Genomic DNA, 26020 nt, shown 5'->3' with positions numbered 1-26020 from the left:
ACTATGCGTTCATTCTGTTTTTAACTAAATCGATTGCCAAAAAGAAGGCATGCAAGAATGAGCTTGGATCAGCTTCATTTTTTCCTGCGATATCGTAGGCTGTTCCATGGTCAGGTGACGTGCGGATAATGGGTAAGCCAGCCGTGAAATTAACACCTGTTTCGAACGCGATGTATTTGAATGGAATTAATCCCTGGTCGTGGTACATGCCCAAAACCCCGTCAAATTCCTTGAATTGCGCTTTTCCGAAGAATCCATCCGCCGGATAAGGACCAAATACCAGGTTTCCTTTGCTTCTAAATTCATCGATGACCGGTTGGATAATCTCCAATTCTTCCTGGCCCAACAGCCCTGCTTCACCCGCATGAGGATTCAATCCCAATACGGCTAATTTAGGTTTTTCAATCGCGAAATCTTCGCGTAAACTTTGTAAAAAAGTCGTGATTTTTTCGCGGATAAGTTCTTTGCTTAGTTCTTTGCTGACCTCTAAAAGTGGCAAGTGGCCTGTGGCAACACCTACGCGTAATTCGTCGCTTACGAGCATCATCAACGAGGATTTTGCTTCGAAACGTTCGGTTAAATATTCGGTATGTCCAGGGAATTTAAAGTCTTCCGATTGGATATTGTGCTTGTTGATGGGTGCCGTAACAATCGCCGATAACACCCCGGAATCAAGGTCTTTTGCCGCGCGATCTAGGCAAGCAAAAGCTGCTTTTCCGGCCTCAGGAGTCACTTTTCCGGGTTCGACTAGGGTATTGGAGTCGTCCCAACACGTAATTACATAACTTTGATCTGTCCCAGCTTCACTTAAATCCTTAATTTCTTTGATTGACCATTCGGGCAATTCTAGTTGTTTGCGCGTGAATTCGAGTACTTTTTTGGAACCGTAAATGACTGGCGTGCACCATTTTAATATACGCTGGCTACCCAAAGCTTTGAGAATGACCTCCGGACCGATGCCATTATAATCTCCAAGGGTGATGCCAATAAAAGGTTTCGTTGCGCTCATGAATGTTAGGTCAAATTAGGGTGTGCAAGTTAACAATTTTCGAAGGAAGGAAATAGGATTTTTTTAAACCTGCTGTTTTTTAGTACCGAACCCAATAATAATTGTAAAATTTCAATATTTGCCAAATTTTGTATTGTCAGCGATATTGAAATCCCAATATTTTTATCATTTTTGTTAGACTGCATTAAATCTAATCGAATGCCCAAATCTTACGTTAACAAAATCAACAGCCTACTGATCGCGAATCGCGGTGAGATCGCTATTCGTATCATGCGTGCTGCGTCTGAGTTAGGAATCAGAACCGTTGCCGTTTATACCTTCGAAGATCGTTATTCACTTCACCGTTATAAGGCGGATGAGGCCTATCAAATTGGAAAAGAAAATGAACCTCTTAAGCCATACCTGGATATCGAATGTTTGATTTCGTTATGTAAATCCAAAAAGATTGATGCCATTCATCCGGGATACGGTTTCTTATCTGAAAACGTAGTTTTGGCCCGTAGGTGCCGTGAGGAAGGCATTGTATTTGTTGGCCCATCTCCAGAAGCGATGGATGCCTTAGGTGATAAAGTAGCAGCCAAAGTTGCCGCACTCAAAGCTAACGTCCCGATGATCCTTGATTCGAAAGGAGATATGTCGGTGTACGAAAACGCCCTTGCTGAAGCGCGCCGCATCACGTTCCCTGTCATGGTGAAAGCGGTTGCCGGTGGTGGTGGTCGTGGGATGCGGGTCGTTTACTCCGAGGCAGAATTAGAAAAAGCACATTCAGAAGCTAAAAATGAGGCTAAAAATGCCTTTGGTGACGATACGTTATTTATTGAGAAATTTATTAATGAGCCCAAGCATATTGAAGTACAGTTGTTGGGCGATCAGCATGGCAACTTAGTTCATTTATATGAGCGTGATTGTTCTGTTCAGCGCCGTTTTCAAAAGGTTGTTGAGGTGGCACCTTCGTTTGGCCTAAAGGAAGAAACGAAGCAAAAATTATATCAATACGCGTTATCAATCGGTAAGGCGGTTAATTATTACAATGCGGGGACGGTTGAATTCTTGGTAGACAAGGATGAAAACATCTACTTTATTGAAGTTAATCCACGGATTCAGGTGGAGCACACGATTACTGAGGAAGTTACGGGGATTGATATTGTGCGAACGCAGATATTAATTGCCCAAAATTATAAGTTATCAGATCCGGGTATTTTCATTCAATCGCAAGAGAAAATCCCGTTAAACGGTTTTGCGATTCAGTGTCGGATTACAACAGAAGATCCAGCTAATGGATTTAAGCCTGATTTTGGTACGATTATTGCGTATCGAAATGCGGCTGGTTTTGGGATTCGTCTCGATGAGGGATCGTCTTATCCAGGGGTGAAAATTTCGCCTTATTTCGATTCCATGTTGGTGAAGATTTCTGCCAAAGGCCGTACACTTCGCGGTGCTGCGGAACGCTTAAATCGGGCATTGACAGAATTCCGTATTCGTGGAGTAAAAACCAATATTCCATTTTTGCGTAATGTAATTACCCATCCGGTGTTCCAGGAGGGAAATTGTACGGTTCCATTTATCGCGAATCATCCCGAATTATTCAATTTCAAACCTACGCGTGACCGTTCGACGAAGGCACTTCGCTATTTAGGTGAGGTGATTGTGAATGGAAATCCGGATGTTAAGGTGAAGCCGAGTGCTCCATTTCGCCAACCAATCATTCCGATTATTTCGGATGTTGCTGAATATCCAGCTGGCTACAAACAGTTATTGATGGAACTTGGTCCAGAGAAATTTGCCAAGCACATCCGCGACACCAAACAAGTTTTATTTACGGATACGACCTTCCGCGATGGGCACCAATCTTTATTGGCTACCCGCGTGCGGACACAAGATATGTTGGCCGTCGCCTCTGGCTTCGCCAAATCTTTCCCGAATTTATTCTCAATGGAAGTTTGGGGTGGCGCGACGTTTGATGTGGCGATGCGTTTCTTGCAGGAATCCCCTTGGAAGCGTTTGGAAGAGTTTAGAGAGGCGATGCCGAATATGCTTTTGCAGATGTTATTTAGAGGATCCAATGCCGTAGGATATTCAGCCTATCCGGATAATTTGATTGAAAAGTTTGTGGAGAAATCATCCGAAGCGGGTATTGATGTATTCCGGATTTTCGATTCGTTAAACTGGATTGAGGCGATGAAGGTGTCGATACGCGCCGTGCGTGAGCGTACGCCTGGATTAGCGGAAGTATCAATTTGCTACACAGGGGATGTATTTACGAATCAAAAATACAATCTGCAATATTATGTGGATATGGCGCGTCAGCTGGAAGATGAAGGCGCACATATACTTTGTATCAAAGACATGGCAGGTCTTTTACGCCCGTTCCAAGCGGAGAAATTGGTGACTGCGCTGCGAAAGGCGGTCGATATTCCCATTCACTTGCACACGCATGATACTTCGTCTGTTCAATCGGCTACTTATTTGAAGGCGATTGATGCGGGGGTAGATGTGGTTGATGGAGCTATCGGTTCGATGTCGGGATTGACTTCGCAGCCTAACTTAAATTCGTTGGTGGCCATGCTGAAAGGCCACGAAAAAGATCCAAAATTGGATTTGAATAAGCTGAATCAATATTCGAATTATTGGGAGGCGGCGCGTGCCATGTATTTCCCTTTTGAATCTGAATTGAAGGCAGGAACGGCTGAGGTGTATAATAATGAGATTCCGGGTGGGCAGTACACCAACTTACGTGGTCAGGCGATCGCGTTGGGTGTGGGTGATAAATTTGAATTATTGAAGACGAATTACTCGGAGGCGAATAATTTGTTTGGTGATATTGTTAAAGTGACACCGTCGTCTAAGGTGGTGGGAGATATGGCCATATTTATGACCGCGAATAGTTTGACTGCGGAGGATGTCTATGCCAAAGGTTCGACCTTATCTTTCCCAGAATCGGTGAAAGATTTCTTTAAAGGTGGTTTGGGTCAGCCGTATCAAGGATTCCCGAAACAGTTGCAAGAGATTGTGTTGAAGGGAGAGGTGCCTTATGAGGGCCGACCGAATGACCACTTGGATCCAATCGATTTTGATACGGATTATGCAAATTTCAAAGTTAAATTTCCGGATCATGAAGGTGGATTCTACGATTATTTGTCGTACAAAATGTATCCCAAAGTGTATGAAGATTTCTACAAGAATCAGGCACTTTATGGTGATTTGACGATGATGCCTACGCCGGCTTTCTTCTATGGTTTGAAGCAGGATGAGGAGATTATGATTACGATTGAGCCCGGTAAGACGATCATTGTCAAGTACTTATATATGTCGGACCCAGATGAATCTGGTTTACGAAATATCACATTTGATTTGAATGGTCAGGCGCGTCGCTTGAAAATATTAGATAAGAATATTAAGGTTGAGCGGGCACAACATGCGAAAGCGACTGGAAAAGGTGACATTGGCGCTCCATTGCAAGGGCGTTTAAGTCGTATTTTAGTGAAGCCGGGGGAGGAAGTGAAGAAAAATGCACCGTTGTATATCATTGAGGCGATGAAAATGGAGTCGATTGTTTCGGCACCATTTGAGGGTATCATTGGAAACGTGGTACTGAATGAGGGTACGGTAGTAGAACAAGAAGATTTGGTCTTGACCTTGGAAGAGGCGAAGTTGCCAGAGCCAGATGTGGAGGAATACATTTTCGTGTATGGAACCTTGCGTCGCGATTGTGGAAATGATTTACATCGTTTAATTGCGCGAAATTCGGATTATGTGGGTATGGCGAGTTATCAAGGTCAAATGTTCCAGGTGGCTGAATATCCAGGCATTATTCCTTCAGCAAATCCGGCTGATAAGGTAGTAGGTGAATTATATTTGTTATCGAATACCGTCAAGTTGTTGAACGTGTTAGATGAATATGAAGAATATGAAACGGATCGTCCGGAGGAAAGTCTATTTATTCGGGAGCAGGTTGAGGTAACATTGAAGGGAAAGAAGATAACCACGTATGCGTATATCTATAACCGTCCGACGGATCCGAAGACACGGATTGCATCGGGTGACTACATGAAACCATAAGATGAAAAAAATCGCGATTTTGTTTTTGCTTTTGTGTTCGACAGGAATGTGGGCGCAGTCGGTGGTTTCCAAGGCACATGCACATAATGATTATGAGCATGAAAAACCATTTTATGAGGCCTTCTCTTTGGGATTTGGTTCGATTGAATCGGATGTGTATGCGGTGAATGGACAATTATTGGTTGCTCATGATGTGAAGGATTTGAAGGCGTCCCGTACCTTACAGAATCTGTATTTGGAGCCAATTATCCAGGTGTTAAAATCGGGAAAGGCGGGAAATTTCCACCAATTTTTGATTGATTGCAAGACTTCTTCGGACTCGACGTTGCCATTAATTATCAAAGCTTTGGAGCCGCATAAGGATTTAATTCTAAAGAATAAATTACGCATTGTCATATCGGGTAATCGCCCTAAAGTGGCTGATTATGTCAAATATCCGAATTGGATTACGTTTGACGGTCGGTCGAATGAACCAGTTCCTAGTTTCCTAGCATCGCATGTGGAGCTAGAGAGTGAGGCATTTTACAAGTTTGGGGTGTGGAGTGGCAATGTCCCGATGGCCCCGGCACTGCGTGAAAAACTGCAAGCCTACGTGGATCGAGTTCACGCCGCGGGCCGCAAACTTCGTTTATGGGCGACTCCAGATACGATGATTGCTTATCAAACTTTATTGGACTTAGGTGTGGATTACATCGGAACGGATCATTTGGCGGACTTGGCGGGGTATTTGAAGGTAAGTCGCTAGTAGTCAGTAATCAGTAGTCAGTAGTCAGTAATCAGTAATCAGTAGTCAGTTGTCAGTATTCAGTTGTCAGTTGTCAGTATTCAGTTGTCAGTAGTCAGTAATCAGTAGTCAGTAATCAGTTGTTAGTAAAGTGTTTTATGTTTATTTGAACATCTAATTTCTTACTACTGATTACTGACTACTGTATACAGTCAACTGTTTTCCCTTTTTTCTTTGTATTTTTTTTTGTTGTTTTGATAAACCTCTTAACTCTTACCTCAAACCTCTAAACTCTAATTTATGCTTTCACGTCGTCGATTTATTGCGCAAAATTCACTTTTGGCATTCGCTGCATTTGTCCCTACTGCCAAATCTAAAACCTACCGAATGGGCTATTCGGCCATTACATGGGGTGGGAAAGATGAACAGGCTATTGAAGAATTAGCGGAATTAGGTTACAAGGGCATTCAATTGCGCGCGAATACGTATGGGAAATACAAGGATAACTCAGCGGCATTAAAGCAATTAATGGATGCCAAAGGACTTTCTTTAGTCATGTTCTCGAGTGGCAATGTGGAGATAGACCCAGCAAAAAAAGAAGCAAATGCCGCGATGCACTTGAATCACGCACGTTTTGTCAAAGCCTTGGGAGGTACATCTATTCAATTAACGAATAGTTTACGTAAAAATAATGTGCCGCCAACCGCCGATGAATTAGCGCGTTTGGGAGTAGCTATGAATGAAATTGGCGCATTAACAAAAGAGATCGGTATACAAGCCACGTATCATAACCACATGAATCAATATGGCGAAACGCCAGAGGAAGTGGATGCCTTAGTTCAAGCGATGGATCCTAAATATGTGCGCCTTTTATTAGATGTGGCGCATTACCACCAAGGAGGTGGAAAACCTGCGGAGGCCGTAATTAAATACAAAAAGGTATTGCATAGTCTTCACATGAAGGATGTTGAATGTCCAATTACAGGGAATACAAATCCTAAATCGTATAAATTTGTAGAGTTAGGGCAAGGAAACGTAGATTTAGTAGGTGTTTTCGCCGCATTAGACAAAATTAAGTTTGCCGGCTGGACCATTGTGGAATTAGATGGAGTTCCAGATAAAGCCAAAACACCTAAGCAATGCGCACAAATCAGTAAAGATTTTCTTCAGGGTAAAATTGCCTATCAATTTTAGTAAATTGCGTCCAAATTTACATGCATGTTACAGAAGAAGCGAAGCGCAGCGATTGGGTTTATATTTGTTACGTTAGTAATTGATGTGATGGGAATTGGAATTATTGTTCCGATGATGCCCACATTAATTCGAGGATTTACGGGAGGTGATTTAAGTATTGCCTCCCAATATTCTGGTTGGCTAATGGCCTCTTACGCCATTATGCAATTTGTATTTTCGCCAATCTTGGGCGGACTTTCTGATCAGTTCGGACGTAGGCCAATAATTCTGGCATCTCTTTTTGGGTTTTCATTGGATTACCTACTGCTAGCAAATGCGCCTAACATTACTTGGTTGTTTGTGGGGCGCATTTTAGCTGGGATTACGGGGGCTAGTTTTACGACTGCGCAGGCCTATATCGCTGATGTTTCTACGGATGAGAACCGTGCCAAAAACTTTGGTATGGTGGGAGCCGCGTTTGGTCTCGGGTTTATTATCGGCCCCGCTGTGGGAGGATTTTTAGGAAATATTGACATTCATTTACCTTTTTATGCGTCTGCAGGTTTGACTATGGTCAATGCGCTTTATGGCTATTTTGTGTTACCTGAATCACTTTCGTTGGCGAATCGCCGACCGTTCAATTGGAAAAGAGCTAATCCTTTTGGTTCGCTCAAACACATGTCGAAGTACCATCCGATGGTACTTGGTTTGGTAGGAGGTTATTTTTGTGTGCAATTAGCCAGTCAGGCGCATCCGAGTACTTGGTCGTATTTTACGATGAAAGTATTTGACTGGACTCCTGACGAGGTGGGATATTCATTAGCTTTTGTGGGCCTAATCGTAGCTGTTGTACAAGGCGGTTTAACGCGTGTTATTACGCCTAAAATAGGGGAGCGCAAAGCAATTTCGTATGGTTTATTATTGTGGGCTATAGGTTTTTTATTATTCGCTTTCGCCTCAGAATCTTGGATGATGTATGCGTTTATGATTCCATTTGGGTTGGGTGGATTAGCTGGACCTGCGTTGCAAAGTTTAATTACGAAGCAGGTGGGGGCCAATGAGCAAGGTGAACTTCAAGGAGGATTAACCAGTTTGCAGTCCATTACGACAATTTTAGGTCCATTATTTGCGTCTAATTTATTTGCCTATTTCACTATGAGAGAACATAATTTCCCTGGTGCGGCATTTTTTGCGGCTGGAATTGTAGGACTTGTGGCTTGGGGTATCATCATGCGATCAATTCCAAAAAATAATCAGTAAACTGATAAATTTGTATGATTTGCGAATTCAAATCAGATATTTATTTACCTTTCAAAAAAAATAAAAAGATGAAAAGAAATTTTACACACGTGTTCGCTGGCTTACTGCTTTTAAGTTCTGCGATTGCCTTTGGTCAAAGTACAGAGGAGGTTTTAGCTAAGCATCAAGCGGCTATGGGAAGTCCTGAAAAATGGGCAGCAGTTAAATCCGCAGTTGTCAAAAATAAATTTAGTGTTCAAGGAATGGATATCGAATCAAAAACTTCGATGGCCGTTGGCAAAGCATTTCGGACCGAAGTGGAAGTAATGGGTAACAAAATCATTACTGTCGTGGATGAAAATTCAGGATGGATGATTCGTCCAGCTATGATGGGCGGAACGGGTGAGCCAGAAGATATGCCAAGGGAGCAAGTGAAATTAGCTGGTTCGCAGAAGAGTTTAGGCTCAGCTTTAATTCAAGCGAAAAACTCGGGAGCTACTATTGAACTTGTGAGTAAAGAGAAATTAGATGGCGCAGATGTGTTTTTGTTAAAAGTATCTAAGGCTGGAGGAGAGGATTCTCAAGTTTACGTTTCTTCCTCTACGTATTACATCGTTAAGACAATTTCTAAAGTACAGGCGAATGGTCAGTCGGTGGATACAGAAGTAAATTATTCGAACTATAAAGCTGTGGATGGTTTATTTTTTCCATTTACTGTTGAGGCGGCAAGCCCAATGGGCGGTATGATGCAAGTAGATACAACGTCGGTGGAATTAAATGTCCCCGTAGACCCTAGCTTGTTTAAAAAGCCAAGTAAATAAAATCAAAACGGGAGCCATTCGGCTCCCGTTTTTCGTTAAGGCAAAAAGGTATTTATGTGGTTTCTGGCCGCATGAATAGCCTTATTTATGTCGTCAGGAGATCCCTCAAAGGCCTTATCCTCCACTTCAATCACAATGGGCCCACGGTAGCGTACATCGTGTAAGGCAGAAATGAATTTTCCCCAATGGATGTCACCTAATCCGGGTATTTTGGGCGAATGGTATTCCAATGGATTGGCAAGAATTCCTACCCGATTTAATTTGTCTGAATACACTTTAACATCCTTTAAATGGATGTGATGCAGTCTATCTGCATAGTTGTGAATTGGGAATAAATAATCCATTTGTTGCCAAACCATGTGCGAAGGATCGTAATTTAATCCAAAATTTGCGGATGGGATAATGCTGAATAATTGATCCCAAATCTTTGGTGTTGTCATTAGATTTTTCCCTCCCGGCCACTCATCGTCGGTGAAAAACATGGGGCAATTTTCAATTCCTATTTTTATGTTTAAGGAATCAGCTAAAGCAATAATCTCGGGCCATACTTCTGAAAATTTTGCGATGTTATAGGCTACATTTTTCGTGTAATCGCGGCCAACAAACGTATTGACAACCGGTATTTCTAATACTGCGGCTGCGTGAATTACCTTTTTAATGTGCTCCCGATAAAAAGCTGCTTGGTGCTCATCTGGATCCATGGGATTCGGATAATAGCCTAATGCTGAGATTTTTACTGGATGTTGTTTCAGATAGGTCTTTAAATTTAAAAGTCCAAGTGAATCCAATTGGTCAACTGCAATGTGAGAAACCCCAGCATATCTGCGGGTGTCCGCGTTTGTGGAGGGCCAGCACATCACTTCAACGCAGGCAAATTGAGCCCGATGTGCATAATCAAGAACTTGCTCTAAGGTCAAGTCAGGTAAAATGGCAGAATTTAGGCCGAGATCAAGCATGTTTTTTTAGTTTATCTAAGCTGTATAATAAAGCAAGAGCGAATGAACAGATCCACAGACCCACAGCCTCACGTGCTAATTCTTGGTTAATCGTCTTCATTGCCAGACCATCCGTCATAAATCCTTCCCAGGCGGTCATTTCGCTCCAAAGTTGAATGCCAGCCATCAGGCTTAATATAAAAAGGATACTTATCAATTCACGATTAACTTTTCCACGAACGGCTTGAATTGAAACATACACCGCTGAGCCATAAACAGGAACCCAAAGAATCGGATCTGGGTCATTTAATTGCCAGTATGAAAAGAGTGTAAAAATTACTGTAAACAGAATTCCAGCAATAAATAAGGGTTGCTTCATGATCGATTTATTTATTCGTTACATAAGTTTTTGACGGCTTGTGATGCCCCCGGATATTTTAATTTTTTGGCTTGTTGGAGCGCTAAACAAGATTTATCCTTTTCTTTAACATAATAATACGAAAGCCCCAATGCATAATACCCTTTTCCAAATTCAGTATTGGTTCTGACGCTCGCCTCAAAATCGCGGATGGCTTCGGTGTAATTTAATTCTTGAAAATAGATATTACCCCGATTATAGCGGGCATTAATTTCGGTGGGTGTAATCTGCAGACAACGTGTAAAATCTGCTTTCGCCTCGGCAGGTTTTCCTAAAGCGGCTAAAACAATTCCACGTTGTAAATATCCTGCACTGGAGTCAGGTTGCAGTTTAACAGCCTCGTTCGTGGGCAAAAATGCCTCTTTCCATTTCCCATTTTCCATTAATAAGGCACCTAGATTCAGTTGGGCCTGCACCAAAGACGGTTTTAATTCAATTGCCTTTCGGTATTGTATTTCTGCACCAGCTAAATCTTTTTCTTGAAACAGAATTACTCCTTGTAGGTTGTAGGCCTCAGCTAAACCAGGATTTTTTTCGATTGCCTTTTTAATGGCTTCTTTGGCCGAAACAGTTTCTCCTGCTTTTAGCCGTTTTTTGGCTTCCTCAAGCCAAGAATCTGCATCTGAAGAACAGGATAAGGTAAGTAGACTGAATAGGATGAAATAGGTAAATCGCATATTTTTTTAATAGTGAATAAAGTTACTGTCAAATTGGAAATTATTGGCATATATTTTGAAAAAAGCGGTGATTGTCGCATCTTTGCAGTGGCAAATTACCAGCTCCCTCTGAATCCCCCAGGTCTTGATCGAAGCAAGGGTAGGTAGGTCGTAGCGGTGAATTTGCCATTTTTTTGTTCATCTAAATCGTACAAGCATGAAATTTTTTATTGATACAGCAAATTTGGCACAAATTAAGGAAGCTCAAGATCTTGGGGTTTTGGATGGTGTAACAACCAATCCATCATTAATGGCAAAAGAAGGTATTAGTGGAAAAGATAATGTTTTACGTCACTATAAGGCCATTTGCGATATCGTAGATGGCGATGTTTCTGCGGAAGTTATTGCAACAGACTATGATGGTATGATTCGTGAAGGTGAGGAATTAGCTGAACTTGACGAAAAAATAGTTGTTAAAATCCCCATGATCAAAGAAGGTATCAAAGCCTTGAAATATTTCTCAGATCGCGGTATTAAAACAAATTGTACGTTGGTGTTCTCAGCAGGTCAAGCTCTTTTAGCAGCCAAGGCTGGTGCAACTTACGTTTCTCCATTTATCGGACGCTTAGATGATATTTCATTCGACGGTATTGAGTTGATCGAGCAAATTCGCTTGATCTATGATAATTACGAATTTGATACACAAATTCTCGCAGCCTCTGTTCGCCACCCAATGCACATCATCAAATGTGCTGAAGCAGCTGCAGATGTCATGACTGGACCATTATCAGCCATTTTAGCTTTATCAAAACACCCCTTGACTGATTCGGGTCTAGCTACTTTTTTAGCTGATCACGCCAAAGTAAACCAATAATTTTATGTCCATCCTGTCTTTTGAGCATGTAAGTATTTCCCAAGAGGGGATCCCGACCTTAACAGATATCAATCTTTCAGTTGAGGCAGGTGAATTTTATTATTTGATTGGACGTACAGGAAGCGGGAAAAGTACTTTTTTTAAATCAATCTTCGCTGAATTACCCATCGATGAGGGACAAGCTAAGGTTGTCGGCTATGATTTAGCAACCATCAAACGTAAAGAAATTCCTTTTTTGCGTCGTAAGCTAGGGTTTGTCTTTCAAGATTTTCACTTACTGACCGATCGGAACGTAGAAAAAAATCTGTCTTTTGTTTTAGAAGCTACTGGCCATACGGATCAAGCAGAAATTAAATCGTTAATTGAAAATGTGCTTTCTCGTGTAGGCATGTCTAATTCTATTCACAAACGTGTCCATAAGTTGTCAGGTGGTGAGCAGCAACGAATCTGTATTGCACGGGCAATCTTGAATAATCCCTTGTTGTTGTTGGCGGATGAGCCAACGGGCCATTTGGATCCCGAGGTCTCCTTAGAAATTATGCAGTTATTCAAAGAGTTGACTGCGCAAGGAACGGCCATTATTATGGCAAGTCATGATTATAACACCATGCGTCAGGTGCCTGGTAAATTTTTGAAGTGTGAAGGTGGTAAAATCGAACCAACTGCAGCAATCTAAGTTATTTTCCCACTAAATAAGCGACCGGTATAATGCATTCTTCTAACGAAATGCCTCCATGTTGGAATGTATTTCGGTAATGGTTTACGTATTGGTTGTAATTATTTGGGTAGGCAAACATGTGATCATCTTTCGCGAAAACATAGGTTGTAGACATGTTTGGCTTCGGTAGAAATAACTGCTCTGGCTTGCGACTCACAAATAGTTTATTCGATGGATCCCAATTCAAATTCTTTCCCTGTTTGTAACGTAAGTTGGTATTCGTACTTCGATCACCTATGATTTTAATTGGATTTTGTACCCGAATCATACCATGATCTGTTGTGATAATTACCCGGCCCTTTTTATCCGAAATACGTTTTAGTAGATCAAATAGGGGGGAATGTTGGAACCAACTAGCCGTTAAACTTCGGTAAGCAGATTCGTCCGGAGCTAATTCTTTAATCATCGCCATGTCTGTACGCGCATGCGAAAGCATGTCTACAAAGTTATAGACGATTACATTTAGCTGGTTAGTAAGTAGTTTGTTGAAGTTATCCACCAACTGCTTTCCTTGGTATTGATGAATAATTTTATGGTATGAAGCCTTTGCTGGAATGCGCAAGCGCTTTAATTGTTCGTTTAAATAAAATTCTTCATGCTTGTTATACCCTTCTTCATCCTCGGAATCACCTAAATCAAAGACCCATTTATCCGGGTAATTTTTGTGAATTTCAGCGGGCATCATACCTGCAAAGATGGAATTTCGTGCGTAGGCCGTCGTCGTAGGTAATATAGAATAATAGGTTTTCTCCTCTTCCATCTGGAAGTACTCCTGTATAAATAGCTCAAGCGTCTTCCATTGATCGTAACGCAGGTTGTCGATCAAAATAAAGAATAAGGGCGATTTGTCATTGATTCGGGGAAACACAAATTTACGCATCATCAAATGCGACAAAACGGGCGTATTCGCATCCGGACGCTGGAGCCAATTTTCGTATGAATTTTCAATGAATTTTGAAAAGTGAACATTCGCCTCCGATTTCTGATTGATTAAAATCTCCGACATGGATTTGTTTTCAGTTTGATCAATTTCTAATTCCCAATACGTTAGTTTCTTATAAATATCGGCCCATTCTTCCGCGTTTAATCGGTCTTGGTAACGCATCGATAATTCCCTGAATTCTTGTTGGTAATTTAAATTCGTCTTCTCCTCCTCTAAGCGCTTCTTGTCAAAAATTCGCTTGACCGAAAGTAATAATTGGTTAGGATTTAGTGGCTTTATGAGGTAATCGGCAATTTTTGATCCAATCGCATCTTCCATTAATTCCTCCTCTTCAGACTTCGTAATCATGATAACCGGAAGGTTGGGACGTATTTTTTTGATGGCAAGTAAGACTTCGAGGCCCGACATCCCTGGCATGTTTTCATCCAAAAACAAGACATCAAATTTCTGTGTATTGACTAAATCGAGTGCATCAGCACCTGAATTGACCGACGTAACTTGGTATCCTTTATTTTCAAGGAATATAATGTAGGGAGTAAGTAAGTCGATTTCGTCGTCTGCCCAAAGAATGGAATAAATCATCGTTGCGTTTTTAACCTTAACTTGTTTGTGTCCGAATTATTGTGTGTGCAAAAATTAAAATTTGTTAACCACTCATTCGTGAAATAGCAGGCTAAATTTAACTATTTTTGCGTCGCAATCATTTTTGTATGTCAAATAATTCACCCGTAACTTTTACTGATTCTGCACGTGAAAATTTACGTAGCATCATCGAAAATGGTTCTATGCCAGAACCTTATGTTCGCATAGGTATGCGGGGTGGTGCTTGCGGTGGAACCTATGTTTTAGGGTTTGATCAAAAATCGGAATTTGATGATCAATACCTGATTGCTGAAATACCGGTGGTCATCGATAAACGCCAAATGTTATTTGTCGTGGGTACTGAGGTTGATTTCGATCCTGGCGCCAATGGCTTTTATTTACATAAACCTAACCCAAACTAATGAAATTCGCTGCTATCGACATAGGTTCAAACGCCGCACGTCTTCAGATATCATCTGTGCTAGACAACGAGGGGATGATCAGTTTTAAGCGTGTAGAATATGTTCGATTTGCGCTTCGTTTGGGGCATGATGTATTCACCGACGGGGCTATTAGTCCTGAATCGGAAGTGCGCATATTTAAATTAATGCATGCTTACAAGTTATTAATGGATTTGCATGAAGTTCAGGATTATGCCATTTGTGCTACCTCAGCGATGCGTGAGGCTTCTAATTCAACTGAAATTATTACACGCGTTCACAAGATTTTAGACATGAAAATTCAATTGATTGACGGTACGCGTGAGGCGGAGCTCATCAATGATGTCGTTGTGAAATCGCTAAATCCGAAGAAAAATTACTTGCATATTGATGTTGGTGGTGGGTCAACGGAGCTGAATTTTTACCGAAATCAAGAAAAATTTGCAACCAAATCCTTCAAGATCGGATCTGTACGATTGCTGGAGGGCAAGGAGAAAGCGGGAGATTGGGAGAAAATGCAGCAGTGGATTAGTCTTCAAAAAAGCACTATTTCCGGTCCGGTATATGCTGTTGGTACCGGTGGAAATATCAGTAAGTTGTACAACTTATCGACGCAGGTAGATGAGCAAAAAACAATGGATTTTGCGGAATTAAAGCGGATAGCTGATTTTGTTGGCTCTTATAGTTATGAAGAACGTGTGAATAAATTGCGTTTAAATACGGATCGTGCGGATGTTATTGTGCCAGCGGCATCGATCTATTTATTAGCCATGGACTTAGCAGGATGTGAAACAATCTTTGTACCTGACCTCGGTTTGAAAGATGGAATTATTCAAATGTTACATGAACGCATGCAGGCACGCAGGCGGTCAACTACTTAATTACCCAACCGGTACAACACACCCATGGCTAAAATTTGCGAAAATTGCCAATTGGGATCTTGGTCATAATCTCGGAAAAGAACCGCTTGCAAGTTTGTTGACACATATTTATTCACCTTCATGGTAAAGTTGGCATCCAGTCGGTGTACAATTCCATCCGTTTTCCCAAGTCTGAAATAATCTATAAGCGCTGAATAACGAGCCTTCATATTTATATTCTGAAAAATTTCTTTCTCTACGTTCATTAAATATTGAAAGACGAATTGATTTCTAATATTATCTCCAGGACGCTCCAATCCATACAATCCCGCGCGTGAAATACGCTCATCGAAGACAAACGTTTGGCGTAAACTACCAATACCGATTCGTGTGTAAAATGATTTTTGCGGATGGTATTCCAAGCCCATCGAAGTCGTCAAATAGGCTGGTGCAAAGATATTTGACACCAATGAATCAACCGGGATGCCAAATTTATTTTTTTTGTTAAACTCAATCCCTTGAAAAAATTGAGATTGAAAGTTGGTGGATCCATAAAAATCCCATTTGTTACTGATCCGATAACCTGCCTTAAATTCGTAAAATATACGGTCAACATTTTTACGTAGACTCTGGTTTCTATTTTGCAAAAAACCCACCTGAAGATTCAGGTCACTATTTAATCGCCAATTTTTATTGACAACTTTAGCGGAATGATTTAAAAACCAACCAATCGCAAAGGTATTTGTACCTCCTCCTTTCCAATTATCACTAAAGCTAGATTGATTTAAGTTGATCCCCGTATTAAAATCCTTTTTCCATTGTTGTGCCAAACTATCCGCCTTAACCATACCAAACAGTTGGCCTGAGGCAAAAAGAATGCAAAAAATGAATGTAAAAAGTGATTTCATGTCGACAAATGTACAAAAATGATTTGGCCTACCGTACAGATTTGCTTCCTTTTCCTACCCATAAATAAACTTCTGCGTCGAATTGGGCCTCGGGAGTCAAAACGAGTAAGCCATCACCGGTATTATAGGCGTCGGTATTGGCAGTCATTGGTTCAATCGCTACAGCGTTTTGGTCTTCGATTGCGAATACCACTAGAAACGGGAATTCTATACTAGATTGTTCTAGGTAGAGGCTGATTTCTCGTTTGTTATCATATAATTCAGTTACATGTTTTTCCATGGGTTTTAAGCGAAATACATGATCTGGTTTTTCTGTCGCTAAAGCAATCGGTTCAGATCGGTCAAATGCTTCCTCGCGCATGGGAATCATTTGTGCGTCTGACAGAAAGCGCGATTTTGAAGCAAATTTCACTTCGAGTTTATCCAATAACGTATCTGGAAAACCGAAATAAGGATGCCAACCACACGCAAATGGCATATTAGTTGACCCTGTATTTTTTGCATGGAAATTGACCCGCAATCCTCCATTTTTTTCAAAGGTATACTCGATTGAAAATTCAAATGGGAAGGGGTAGCCTTTTACAGCGCCTTCATTAACATGACTAATTCGAATCGAGGCCTCATTTTCCGTTGCCTTTGAAGCTGTTAAGATAAATGAGGTTCGTGCTACTAAACCGTGGATCGCATTGCCTAAATCTGGTTCATTAATGGCCAACTGATAATTTCTACCTTCAAAAGAATAATTCCCATTGCGGACACGGTTTACCCAAGGACTTAACCAAGCCGAAGGATGATATGGGTTAGATTCTAAGGGGTACCGGTCAGAAAAGGGCAGTTTTACGATGTTTAAAAGCTCTTTTCCAACTTCCACGTCGTAGCGTGTTAGTAATCCTCCCGCACCTAGATTAATCTCTACGCGCGCTTGGTTTCTCGGGTTTACTAATGAAATCTGTTGTTCGTTTTGTTCGATGATCATTGCCAAATCGTTTTTTCTTCAATACCCATTCCATATAGGGCGAAATCATATTTTACTGGATCATGGGGGTCTAGTTGACGCAATGATTCCGTTAATTCCAATGCTTTATTCCAGTTTGCAGGCCCCGGAGAAACTAAATGTAAACTTTCAGCTGTCCGTTGCGCATGTACGTCCAACGGACAAACGAGTTGGGATGGCTTTATATTGTTCCACAAACCAAAGTCCACACCAAATTCATCTTTTCGTACCATCCACCTCAAATACATACAAATCCGTTTACACGCCGATTTTTTAAAGGGAGCTGAAATATGTTTTTGCGTACGCTTTGGTGCAAATTCATCATCAAAAAAAGTGTGAAAAAACCGATTTATGGAAGCTTCAATAGTTATTTCTGCGGGATTGTATTGCGCACTAAACGCGGTTTCAAGGCTCGCGTGCTTTGAAAAATGCCGATTAAAAAATCGGATAAAATACAAGGTATCTGTGTAATTAAAGGTCCGATGCTTGAAGGTTTCAAAACGTTTTAAATCATGCGCTTGATGTCCCATAATAAACGCGTGTGGCGCACCATCAAACAATTGGATTAATTCGTTTGCATTGGATATGATGGTTTTCCGTTGGCCCCAGGCCAACATCGCCACCCAAAATCCCATGATTTCAATGTCTGGTTGGTGACTAAATGCATGTGGTATTTGAATCGGATCATGCTCGATGAAACGAGGATGATTGAAAAATGCATATTTGGAATCCAAGAGGTTTTGGATATGTTGCTCCATGGCGCTTATTTATTGCCGAAAAATGCAAGTAACCTTGAGGGTAAGGAAAGTATCCAAACAAAGACAGTTATGGTTGCAGAAAATGCAGCAATAAACGGGTAGGAGAGAATAAATAGGATCTCGAATGCTACTGTACCAGCTGTTATGGGTCTTTTTCGTTTGGCCATTATTGAACTAAATAACTGATTTCAGCGCGGATACGTTTGTCAATCGCATTTAATCGTTCAAATGCTTTCGGAGATAATTTGATGATTAATTTATTATCTGAACTCGGTAGACGTCCGATTACCTTTACCCAAATACTCTGATTGTTGGCTAAATTTTTAACAAGTACTAATGTGCCGATTGGAGCAGATTTATGTAAGGCTAAGTATTTTCCAGAATTGTCTGGCACGTCAATTAATTCGGCAATTCCCGTTTCAATGGTTTTTCGCAAGCCATCATTATTGCTAATATCAGCTTCGGTATTGACAGCTTCTGGTGTTTTGCTTGGCATTAAAGTGGATTTATCCACCGCTGTAGGTTCCGAGATTTGAAGGCGTTGGCCTTCTTTTAAAACATCCGTCGTCAAGTTATTCCATTTGCGCAATTCTGCCATCGTGACTTTGTAGAGATTTGCAACGGTTAATAAACTTTGTTTTGCGGCAACGATGTGCAAGCCCGAAGCGTTGCTCGGTTTTTCTAATGATACTTTTTCAATTGGCTTAGCCACAGAAAGAAGCGTGTTTGTACTCTCGTCCAGATAATGGACCGGGATAAAAACAATTTCACCCGAATTTACTGGAATACTAATTTCTGGATTTACTTGCTTAAACTCAGCCAAAGAAAGGTTGTATTTCTTTAATATAGAAAACAAGGTCTGCTTGGATCCTACTTTGTAAACGATGTACGTTTTGTTACTTTCCTTTTTAAGTCCTAAAGAGTCAAGTGACGTGGCCTTTGTCGCAAGTGTGAATCCAAAAACCAGTAAAAAGATTAGTTTAAATGTCCGCATAGATCACTAATTCATGTTTATCTCGTATGTATACCAAATGTCTGTTAACGATTTGAAACGTTTGAAAGCCAATTTTTTCTCCTTCTGCTAGCGTTTCTTCATGGAGTGTCTGGAAATCAAATGTGCAAATGCGCAATCGATTTTTCCAGCCTTGCGCGTAAAGGTAATAAGAAAATATTAGCTTATCAGAACCTTCCCAGTAATCCAATCCTTTTGCAATCGTTTCCCCAAATTTTTGCTCAAATAGCTTTTGAAAAGCCTCTAATCCCGGCTGACTTTCTTCAAAATGCTGGGGAGATTCAAATGAAACACCTTGCCATTTTATTGATTTCTGGGTCTCATAAATCCCCGTTTGCAAGTTTAGATCCCCCTTTTGGGTGCGTAAATAGATTCCTTCCACTGCGATCCAATTTGTCAATTCAACCCGATAGACTTTTCTGCCTGTTGCTAAATCATATCCTTCAATTGCCTCAATTCCTGGATTTTTTCCCGTATGTAAACAAAGGAAAACACCGATGTTTTGAATGCCCGTGAGCCAACTTTTTGGTTTGTTGGCCTCCGCCGGAAACGGAATTTCACGTGTACTAAAGTCAGTCAAATCTACCTCATGCCACTGGCATGTTTCATTTACGCGTGTCTCAATCCAGCATTTAGGACGCTGGGCATCACCGAAGTAACCGGTGCTCCATATGTTTCCTGAAAATGTATGTGTATATATTTTTTCCACCTTTATCCCACGGATTCCCCGCAAATTATGTGCAAATTTGGTGAAAATTTTAGCATAACCGCTTCTATTCCCATGATGCAAGGTAAAAAAGTTATTGCCGTGATTCCCGCCCGTTACGCATCTACGCGTTTTCCGGGTAAACCTCTAGTGGATATTGGAGGTAAATCGATGATACAGCGAACATTTGAGCGCGTGTCCGCAGTGGTTGGTTGGCATCGCATTATTATTGCGACAGATGACGTGCGGGTCCAACAAGCCGCTTTAGCTTTTGGGGCAGAAGTATGCATGACGCGAGAGGATCATGTTTCAGGTACTGATCGCTGTGCAGAGGTCATGGAGAAATTGGGTGAGCCTGTTGATTATGTTGTTAATATTCAAGGGGATGAGCCATTTATTGAGCCGGCCCAACTCACGGAATTGGCCGCTGGGTTTGCCACAAATGCGCCTATTTTGACCTTAATTAAGCGTGTGGAGGACGAAAACACCCTATTTTCAATCAATACCCCTAAGGTTGTTATCAATGAGTTAGGTCATGCCTTATATTTTTCACGTCAAACAATCCCGTTTTTACGCGGGGTGGCGCAAGAAGATTGGTTGGCCCATCACCCCTTTTATAAGCACATCGGTTTATATGCCTATCGAGCAGACACATTACGTGAATTAAGTCTTTTAAAACCCTCAGCGCTAGAATTAGCGGAGTCATTAGAGCAATTACGTTGGCTAGAAAAAGGCTATGTCATCCAGACCATTCAAACCGAATATGAAACGATTGGGATTGATAGTCCTGCAGATTTAGAAAAGATTAAAAAAATGGGCTTCCTGGGAGCCTAATTCTTGCTTCAATTCCTCTGATTTTGGTATCTTTGCTCCCATATGCAGAAGCCATCTATTTACGAACAATTGCGCCACCGGATTCTTGTGTTGGACGGCGCCATGGGTTCCTTGATTCAAGAATACAAATTATCGGATGCTGATTACCGTGGCGATCGATTCAAAGATTTTCCACACGAGGTGAAGGGTAATAATGACTTATTGTCGATTACTCGCCCGGATATTATCAAAGAAATTCATGCTAAATATTTTGCCGCAGGAGCGGATATTGCTGAAACCAATACCTTCTCGGGGACTTCCATCGCGATGGCAGATTACCACATGGAGGAATTGGTTTACGAACTAAATTTTGAATCTGCGAAAATTGCGCGCGAGGTAGCGGATGAATTTACGGCTCAAAATCCGGCAAAACCGCGTTACGTGGCAGGTTCAATTGGACCCACAAATCGGACACTTTCACTATCTCCGGATGTAAATGATCCTGGGTTTCGGGCTGTTACTTTTGATGAATTGGTCGAAGCTTATACAGAACAAGTACGTGGTTTAGTGGATGGTGGTGCTGATTTACTATTGGTAGAAACGGTCTTTGATACACTAAATGCGAAGGCAGCACTTTTCGCGATTGATCACTATTTCAAGGCAAATCCGCCCAAACCTTATTTGCCCGTCATGGTATCTGGGACGATTACGGATGCATCCGGCCGTACGCTTTCTGGCCAAACGACGGAAGCCTTTTTAACTTCGATTTCGCACATGCCACTTTTGTCTGTGGGCTTAAATTGTGCATTAGGGGCTGATTTGATGCGACCTTACATCAAAACGTTAAACGATAAATCACCATTTTTTGTATCGGCTCACCCGAATGCAGGTTTGCCGAATGAGATGGGCGAGTATGATGAATCGCCAGAACAAATGGCTGGGGTGATTGAGGATTTCTTGCAACACGGTTTTGTCAATATTATTGGCGGTTGTTGCGGAACGACGCCAGCACATATTCAAGCAATTGCTGAAATTGCTGCGAAATATAAGCCACATGTTATTCCGGCTGATTCGCAAAATCAGAAATTATCGGGGTTGGAGCCTTTGGAAATTACAGAAATCACCAATTTTGTTAATATAGGTGAACGGTGCAACGTGACTGGTTCTAAGAAATTTGCCCGTTTAATTCGAGAAGAAAATTTTGAGGAAGCGATTGCTGTAGCGCGGGAGCAAGTGGATGGCGGTGCCCAGATTTTGGACATCAACATGGATGAGGGGATGATCGATGGTGTCAAAATGATGCCACAATTTTTGAATTTATTGATGGCTGAACCGGATATCGCGCGTTTACCGATCATGATTGATTCTTCTAAGTGGGAGGTGATTGAAGCTGGTTTGAAATGCGTGCAAGGTAAGTCAGTTGTCAACTCGATTTCCTTAAAAGAAGGAGAGGAGCGTTTTATTGAATTAGCGAATAAGGTTAAGCAATATGGCGCATCTGTCGTGATTATGGCGTTTGACGAAGATGGTCAAGCGGATTCGTACGAGCGACGGATTGAGATTTGTACACGTGCCTACCGTATTTTGGTCGATGTTGTCAAATTCCCTGCGCAAGACATTATTTTTGATCCGAATATTTTAACGGTCGCAACGGGAATTGATGAGCATAATAATTATGCAAATGATTTTATCAAGGCTACTAAATGGATTAAAGCTAATTTACCTCATGCCAAAGTATCGGGCGGGGTATCCAATATTTCCTTTTCCTTTCGCGGGAATGAACCCGTTCGCGAAGCGATGCATACCGTTTTCTTATACCATGCGATTAAAGCAGGTATGGACATGGGGATTGTGAATGCGAGTCAATTAGGCGTTTACGACCAAATTGAACCAGCTTTACGGGAATTGTGCGAGGATGTTTTGTTAAATCGTAACGCTGAAGCTACCGAGAAACTAGTTCATTTCGCTGAGACAGTTAAGTCAGTTGGGAAGGAAGCTGTGGTAGATGATGCTTGGCGCCAATTACCTGTTAGTAAGCGACTAGAGCATGCATTGATTAGAGGTTTGACGGAATTCATCGATGAGGATGTGGAGGAAGCGCGCCAATTGGTTGAGCGGCCTATTCAAGTAATCGAGGGGCCATTGATGGATGGCATGAATGTGGTCGGTGATTTGTTCGGCGAAGGCAAAATGTTTTTACCCCAAGTGGTGAAGTCGGCCCGCGTCATGAAAAAGGCCGTTGCTTATTTATTACCCTACATTGAGGCAGAAAAACAAGGAGGGGAGAGTTCATCCGCAGGCAAAATATTAATGGCAACCGTAAAGGGCGACGTCCATGACATCGGTAAAAATATTGTTGGTGTTGTCTTAGCTTGTAATAATTACGAAGTAATCGACATTGGCGTGATGGTATCCTGCGAAAAGATTTTAGCGGCTGCCAAAGAACATCAAGTTGATATAATTGGTCTTTCAGGTCTGATTACACCTTCATTGGATGAGATGGTGTATGTGGCGAAGGAGATGGAGCGGCAAGGATTTACGGTTCCTTTATTGATTGGGGGAGCGACTACTTCCCGGATCCATACGGCTGTAAAAATTGATCCACATTACAGTGGACCCGTGATTCACGTGTTGGATGCGTCTCGTTCAGTTCCTGTGGCCGGTCGTTTGCTACAAAGTGAGTTGACAGCTCAAGAGATTTTTACGGACATTAAAAAAGAATATGCAGAGTTGCGGGTGTCGCATGCGGCGCGCCAACAAGAGAAAAATTATTTATCGATTGCACAAGCGCGTCAAAAGCCATCTGGTATCGATTGGACTGGATTTAAGGCAAATCAGCCATCATTTTTGGGTGTGAAATACTTCCAAGATTATTCCTTGGCTGAAATCGCGAAATACATTGATTGGACACCATTTTTCTCCACGTGGCAATTGTCTGGGAAATACCCACGTATTTTTGATAATGAGACGGTTGGCGTGGAAGCACGTAAACTATTCAATGATGCGCAATCCTTACTACAAGAAATCATAGACCAAAAGTTATTGACCGCTAAAGCTGCGCTTGGGTTTTTTCCTGCGAATTCCTTGGGTGACGATATAATTTTACATGATTTTGAAGAAAAGGTGCAAGAAGTTCCTTGTGAAAAACATGGAGTGCATGCACATACGTCGTTTAACATTCAGCGTAAAGATGAGACTTCGGATTCGACGGCTTGGTTGCATCATTTGCGCCAACAAGGCCAGAAGTCGGCTTCTTTACCTAATCGTTGCCTAAGTGATTTTGTTGCTCCATTATCTACGGGAGAGACGGATTATGTGGGAGCGTTTGCGGTGACAACGGGTATTGGAATTGAGGCATTATTAGCGAAATATGAGGCGGAACATGATGATTATAATTCCATCATGGTCAAGGCATTAGCTGATCGTTTGGCGGAAGCCTTTGCTGAGTTAATGCATGCGCGGGTGCGTCGGGAATATTGGGGATATGCGGCTGATGAGTCCATGAGTAATGAAGAATTAATCATGGAAAAATACCAAGGTATTCGTCCTGCGCCAGGATATCCTGCTTGTCCAGATCATACAGAAAAGAAACGATTGTTTGAATTATTGGATGCGGAAAAGCAGATTGGCATTCAATTAACGGAGAGTTATGCCATGTATCCAGCATCGGCGGTTTCTGGATTTTATTTCGGGCATCCGGAAAGTACGTATTTTGGTTTAGGTAAAATTGCCAAAGACCAAGTTGTGGATTATGCAGCTCGGAAAGGCATGGCATTAGAAGAGATTGAGCGTTGGTTGAGTCCTGTTTTAACATATGATGCGTAGGCTATGACGAAGATTACACAGTATTTAGAGTCGGCAAAAGGCAAGACTTTGTTCTCGATTGAGATTATTCCACCAATGAAGGGGCAGCATTTAGGAGAATTGGTTTCCCACATTGAACCCCTGATGGAGTTTAATCCGCCTTTTATTGAAGTAACGTATCACCGCGAGGAGTATGTTGAAAAGCTAGTAGATGGTGTGTTGAAACGCATTCCTATTCGTAAGCGTCCAGGTACCTTAGGTATTTGTGCCGCTATCATGCAGCGTTTTAAAACGGAGGCGGTTCCCCATGTTATTTGTGGTGGATTTACGAAAGAGGAGACAGAAGATTTCTTGATTGATTTACATTATTTAGGAATTGAGAATGCACTTATATTGCGTGGAGACCAAGAAAAAGGCGAGGATCGATTTGTTCCAAAGCCAGGTGGGCATGCGTATGCGAATGAATTAGTGGCTCAAGTCCACGCGATGAATCAAGGTATTTTACTGCATGAAGAGACAGAATCGTTGCCAACCAATTTTTGTGTGGGGGTTGCAGCTTATCCGGAAAAGCATTTTGAGGCGGCTTCCTTGGATGAGGACTTACGCTATTTAAAACAAAAAGTAGATGCGGGTGCCGATTATATTGTAACCCAAATGTTTTTTAACAATCAACACTATTTTGATTTCGTGGCAAAATGTCGGGCCATGGATATTCAGGTGCCCATTATTCCGGGATTAAAACCATTAGCAACTGCCCGTCAATTAGAGATTCTGCCTGAAATATTTCACCTGGAGATTCCTGAGATATTGGTGAAAGAAGTTAAAAAATGTACCAGTAACGCAGCTATTAAGCAAGTTGGGATAGACTGGGCAGTAGAGCAAGGAAAGGAATTAATCAAGGCTGGCGTTCCCGCTTTGCATTTTTACACCATGAGTAAATCAGATAGTGTAAAGGCAATTGCTTCTCAATTATTTTAACTGGACTTGTTTCCAATTAGCGCCATTTTTAATCCGGTTTACCTGCGTTGAAGTAACACCAAATTGCTTTGCAATCATTTTTATGCGGTTTTTGCCTGTTTGTAGCATCTGCTTGATGAGCAAAACTTTCGCAACATTCAACTTGTAATTCTTCGTGCGTGCAGGCCTTTTCTTCATCAGAATAGCCGGATTGTTTGCATTATGTGCTGTCAGCATATCGCGTGTGACCCAAGCTAAATTTTCAACTTGGTTATTTTGTTTATCGAAATCTCGGTGAATTACATAAATCGCATGGGCATCTTGGTTTGGAAGGAAAAGCTCAGCCACAAGTTTATGGACATAGCGATTAATCGAACTACCTTGATAGCGTATATTCAATGAGTTGTAATTCTGGATGCTAGAGCCTCGAATGATTTTTCCGAGCGAATTTGTTTTGAAGCTTTTGATTCGGCCAAAACTAGAAATTTCGATATGAATTTCTATTGGCCAATCAGCGGATTGAATACGTTTCCATTGTTCAATCCAAGGTGTAGGAGTTGAATGCATGACTTTAATTAGTGGTTGTGACGTAATTACGACTTTTTAATCTAGAAAAC

General features: G+C 41.5%; 23 protein-coding genes. 12 read left to right on the top strand and 11 right to left on the bottom strand.

The window, feature by feature from the left end; genetic code table 11:
* Position 1: 1 nt before the first annotated feature.
* Positions 2-1009, bottom strand: coding sequence for a 4-hydroxythreonine-4-phosphate dehydrogenase PdxA (pdxA, locus tag ACIQ6T_RS03715; RefSeq protein WP_395784359.1), 1008 nt, complete (start codon positions 1007-1009; stop codon positions 2-4).
* Between the two features lie 198 nt (positions 1010-1207).
* On the opposite strand from pdxA, the gene ACIQ6T_RS03710 reads away from it, so the two are divergent.
* The 5 genes from ACIQ6T_RS03710 to ACIQ6T_RS03690 all read left to right on the top strand — a co-directional run bounded on the left by ACIQ6T_RS03710 (position 1208) and on the right by ACIQ6T_RS03690 (position 9025).
* The gene (locus ACIQ6T_RS03710; RefSeq protein WP_395784357.1) at positions 1208-5068 is read left to right on the top strand and encodes a pyruvate carboxylase; all 3861 of its coding nucleotides are present in this window, start codon (positions 1208-1210) and stop codon (positions 5066-5068) included.
* Between the two features lies 1 nt (position 5069).
* Positions 5070-5813 (top strand): alkaline phosphatase, encoded by a 744-nt coding sequence (locus ACIQ6T_RS03705; protein ID WP_395784355.1) that lies wholly within the window; start codon positions 5070-5072, stop codon positions 5811-5813.
* Between the two features lie 279 nt (positions 5814-6092).
* Positions 6093-6986 (top strand): sugar phosphate isomerase/epimerase family protein, encoded by an 894-nt coding sequence (locus ACIQ6T_RS03700; RefSeq protein WP_395784353.1) that lies wholly within the window; start codon positions 6093-6095, stop codon positions 6984-6986.
* A 24-nt stretch (positions 6987-7010) separates the two neighbouring features.
* Positions 7011-8225 carry a TCR/Tet family MFS transporter gene (locus tag ACIQ6T_RS03695; RefSeq protein WP_395784351.1) on the top strand — a complete coding sequence of 405 codons (1215 nt, stop codon included), beginning with the start codon at positions 7011-7013 and terminating at the stop codon, positions 8223-8225.
* A 68-nt stretch (positions 8226-8293) separates the two neighbouring features.
* On the top strand, positions 8294-9025 hold the full coding sequence (locus ACIQ6T_RS03690) for an outer membrane lipoprotein-sorting protein (protein WP_395784349.1): 732 nt from the start codon (positions 8294-8296) through the stop codon (positions 9023-9025).
* Positions 9026-9060: 35 nt separating this feature from the next.
* On the opposite strand, the gene ACIQ6T_RS03685 is transcribed toward ACIQ6T_RS03690, so the two are convergent.
* Genes ACIQ6T_RS03685 through ACIQ6T_RS03675 form a run of 3 tightly spaced genes read right to left on the bottom strand, consistent with a single transcriptional unit; the run spans position 9061 to position 11055 of the window.
* The gene (locus tag ACIQ6T_RS03685) at positions 9061-9981 is read right to left on the bottom strand and encodes a sugar phosphate isomerase/epimerase family protein (protein WP_395784347.1); all 921 of its coding nucleotides are present in this window, start codon (positions 9979-9981) and stop codon (positions 9061-9063) included.
* The gene (locus ACIQ6T_RS03680; RefSeq protein ID WP_395784345.1) at positions 9974-10339 is read right to left on the bottom strand and encodes a transmembrane 220 family protein; all 366 of its coding nucleotides are present in this window, start codon (positions 10337-10339) and stop codon (positions 9974-9976) included. Before ACIQ6T_RS03680 ends, ACIQ6T_RS03685 begins: the two co-directional genes overlap by 8 nt.
* Positions 10340-10350: 11 nt before the next feature.
* Entirely contained in the window at positions 10351-11055 is a 705-nt protein-coding gene (locus tag ACIQ6T_RS03675; RefSeq protein ID WP_395784343.1) for a tetratricopeptide repeat protein, read from the bottom strand.
* Positions 11056-11251: 196 nt separating this feature from the next.
* Here ACIQ6T_RS03675 and fsa point away from each other — a divergent pair, with 196 nt between their 5' ends.
* Both fsa and ACIQ6T_RS03665 read left to right on the top strand, forming a co-directional pair.
* Positions 11252-11908, top strand: coding sequence for a fructose-6-phosphate aldolase (gene fsa, locus ACIQ6T_RS03670; RefSeq protein WP_395784341.1), 657 nt, complete (start codon positions 11252-11254; stop codon positions 11906-11908).
* 4 nt (positions 11909-11912) lie between these two features.
* Positions 11913-12584: a cell division ATP-binding protein FtsE gene (locus tag ACIQ6T_RS03665; RefSeq protein ID WP_395784339.1), complete on the top strand. Its 672-nt coding sequence runs from the start codon at positions 11913-11915 to the stop codon at positions 12582-12584.
* 1 nt (position 12585) lies between these two features.
* On the opposite strand, the gene ACIQ6T_RS03660 is transcribed toward ACIQ6T_RS03665, so the two are convergent.
* Entirely contained in the window at positions 12586-14151 is a 1566-nt protein-coding gene (locus tag ACIQ6T_RS03660; protein WP_395784337.1) for a response regulator, read from the bottom strand.
* Between the two features lie 128 nt (positions 14152-14279).
* Between ACIQ6T_RS03660 and ACIQ6T_RS03655 the strand changes: the two genes are divergently transcribed.
* Positions 14280-14573, top strand: coding sequence for a HesB/IscA family protein (locus ACIQ6T_RS03655; protein WP_395784335.1), 294 nt, complete (start codon positions 14280-14282; stop codon positions 14571-14573).
* A complete protein-coding gene (locus tag ACIQ6T_RS03650; RefSeq protein WP_395784333.1) occupies positions 14573-15472 on the top strand; it encodes a Ppx/GppA phosphatase family protein in 900 nt (299 codons plus the stop codon). The genes ACIQ6T_RS03655 and ACIQ6T_RS03650 overlap by 1 nt, the downstream gene beginning before the upstream one ends.
* Here ACIQ6T_RS03650 and ACIQ6T_RS03645 read toward each other — a convergent pair.
* The 5 genes from ACIQ6T_RS03645 to ACIQ6T_RS03625 form a co-directional block, all read right to left on the bottom strand.
* Positions 15469-16359: a DUF3078 domain-containing protein gene (locus ACIQ6T_RS03645; RefSeq protein ID WP_395784331.1), complete on the bottom strand. Its 891-nt coding sequence runs from the start codon at positions 16357-16359 to the stop codon at positions 15469-15471. The two genes, ACIQ6T_RS03650 and ACIQ6T_RS03645, sit on opposite strands and share 4 nt — an antisense overlap.
* Before the next feature lie 28 nt (positions 16360-16387).
* On the bottom strand, positions 16388-17335 hold the full coding sequence (locus ACIQ6T_RS03640; RefSeq protein WP_395784329.1) for an aldose 1-epimerase: 948 nt from the start codon (positions 17333-17335) through the stop codon (positions 16388-16390).
* Positions 17332-18111 (bottom strand): TIGR02757 family protein, encoded by a 780-nt coding sequence (locus tag ACIQ6T_RS03635; protein ID WP_395784327.1) that lies wholly within the window; start codon positions 18109-18111, stop codon positions 17332-17334. Before ACIQ6T_RS03635 ends, ACIQ6T_RS03640 begins: the two co-directional genes overlap by 4 nt.
* A 166-nt stretch (positions 18112-18277) precedes the next feature.
* On the bottom strand, positions 18278-19105 hold the full coding sequence (locus tag ACIQ6T_RS03630) for a LysM peptidoglycan-binding domain-containing protein (protein WP_395784325.1): 828 nt from the start codon (positions 19103-19105) through the stop codon (positions 18278-18280).
* Positions 19092-19856, bottom strand: coding sequence for a hypothetical protein (locus tag ACIQ6T_RS03625; RefSeq protein ID WP_395784323.1), 765 nt, complete (start codon positions 19854-19856; stop codon positions 19092-19094). The genes ACIQ6T_RS03630 and ACIQ6T_RS03625 overlap by 14 nt, the downstream gene beginning before the upstream one ends.
* A gap of 3 nt (positions 19857-19859) precedes the next feature.
* On the opposite strand from ACIQ6T_RS03625, the gene kdsB reads away from it, so the two are divergent.
* From kdsB to metF, 3 genes are read left to right on the top strand one after another with little or no spacing between them, the layout of a single operon-like run.
* Positions 19860-20663, top strand: a complete 804-nt coding sequence (gene kdsB, locus ACIQ6T_RS03620) for a 3-deoxy-manno-octulosonate cytidylyltransferase (protein ID WP_395784321.1) — start codon at positions 19860-19862, stop codon at positions 20661-20663.
* Positions 20664-20705: 42 nt separating this feature from the next.
* Positions 20706-24467: a methionine synthase gene (gene metH, locus ACIQ6T_RS03615; RefSeq protein ID WP_395784319.1), complete on the top strand. Its 3762-nt coding sequence runs from the start codon at positions 20706-20708 to the stop codon at positions 24465-24467.
* Positions 24468-24470: 3 nt separating this feature from the next.
* Entirely contained in the window at positions 24471-25424 is a 954-nt protein-coding gene (metF, locus tag ACIQ6T_RS03610; RefSeq protein ID WP_395784317.1) for a methylenetetrahydrofolate reductase [NAD(P)H], read from the top strand.
* On the opposite strand, the gene ACIQ6T_RS03605 is transcribed toward metF, so the two are convergent.
* Positions 25416-25970 carry an HNH endonuclease gene (locus ACIQ6T_RS03605; RefSeq protein ID WP_395784315.1) on the bottom strand — a complete coding sequence of 185 codons (555 nt, stop codon included), beginning with the start codon at positions 25968-25970 and terminating at the stop codon, positions 25416-25418. The two genes, metF and ACIQ6T_RS03605, sit on opposite strands and share 9 nt — an antisense overlap.
* Positions 25971-26020: the final 50 nt, after the last annotated feature.

Origin of the sequence: Aquirufa sp., from assembly GCF_044377215.1 — a bacterium.
Taxonomy (GTDB): Bacteria; Bacteroidota; Bacteroidia; order Cytophagales; family Spirosomataceae; genus Aquirufa.
The sequence above is the reverse complement of the archived record's forward strand: the minus strand, read 5'-3'. Positions and strand labels throughout refer to the sequence as shown.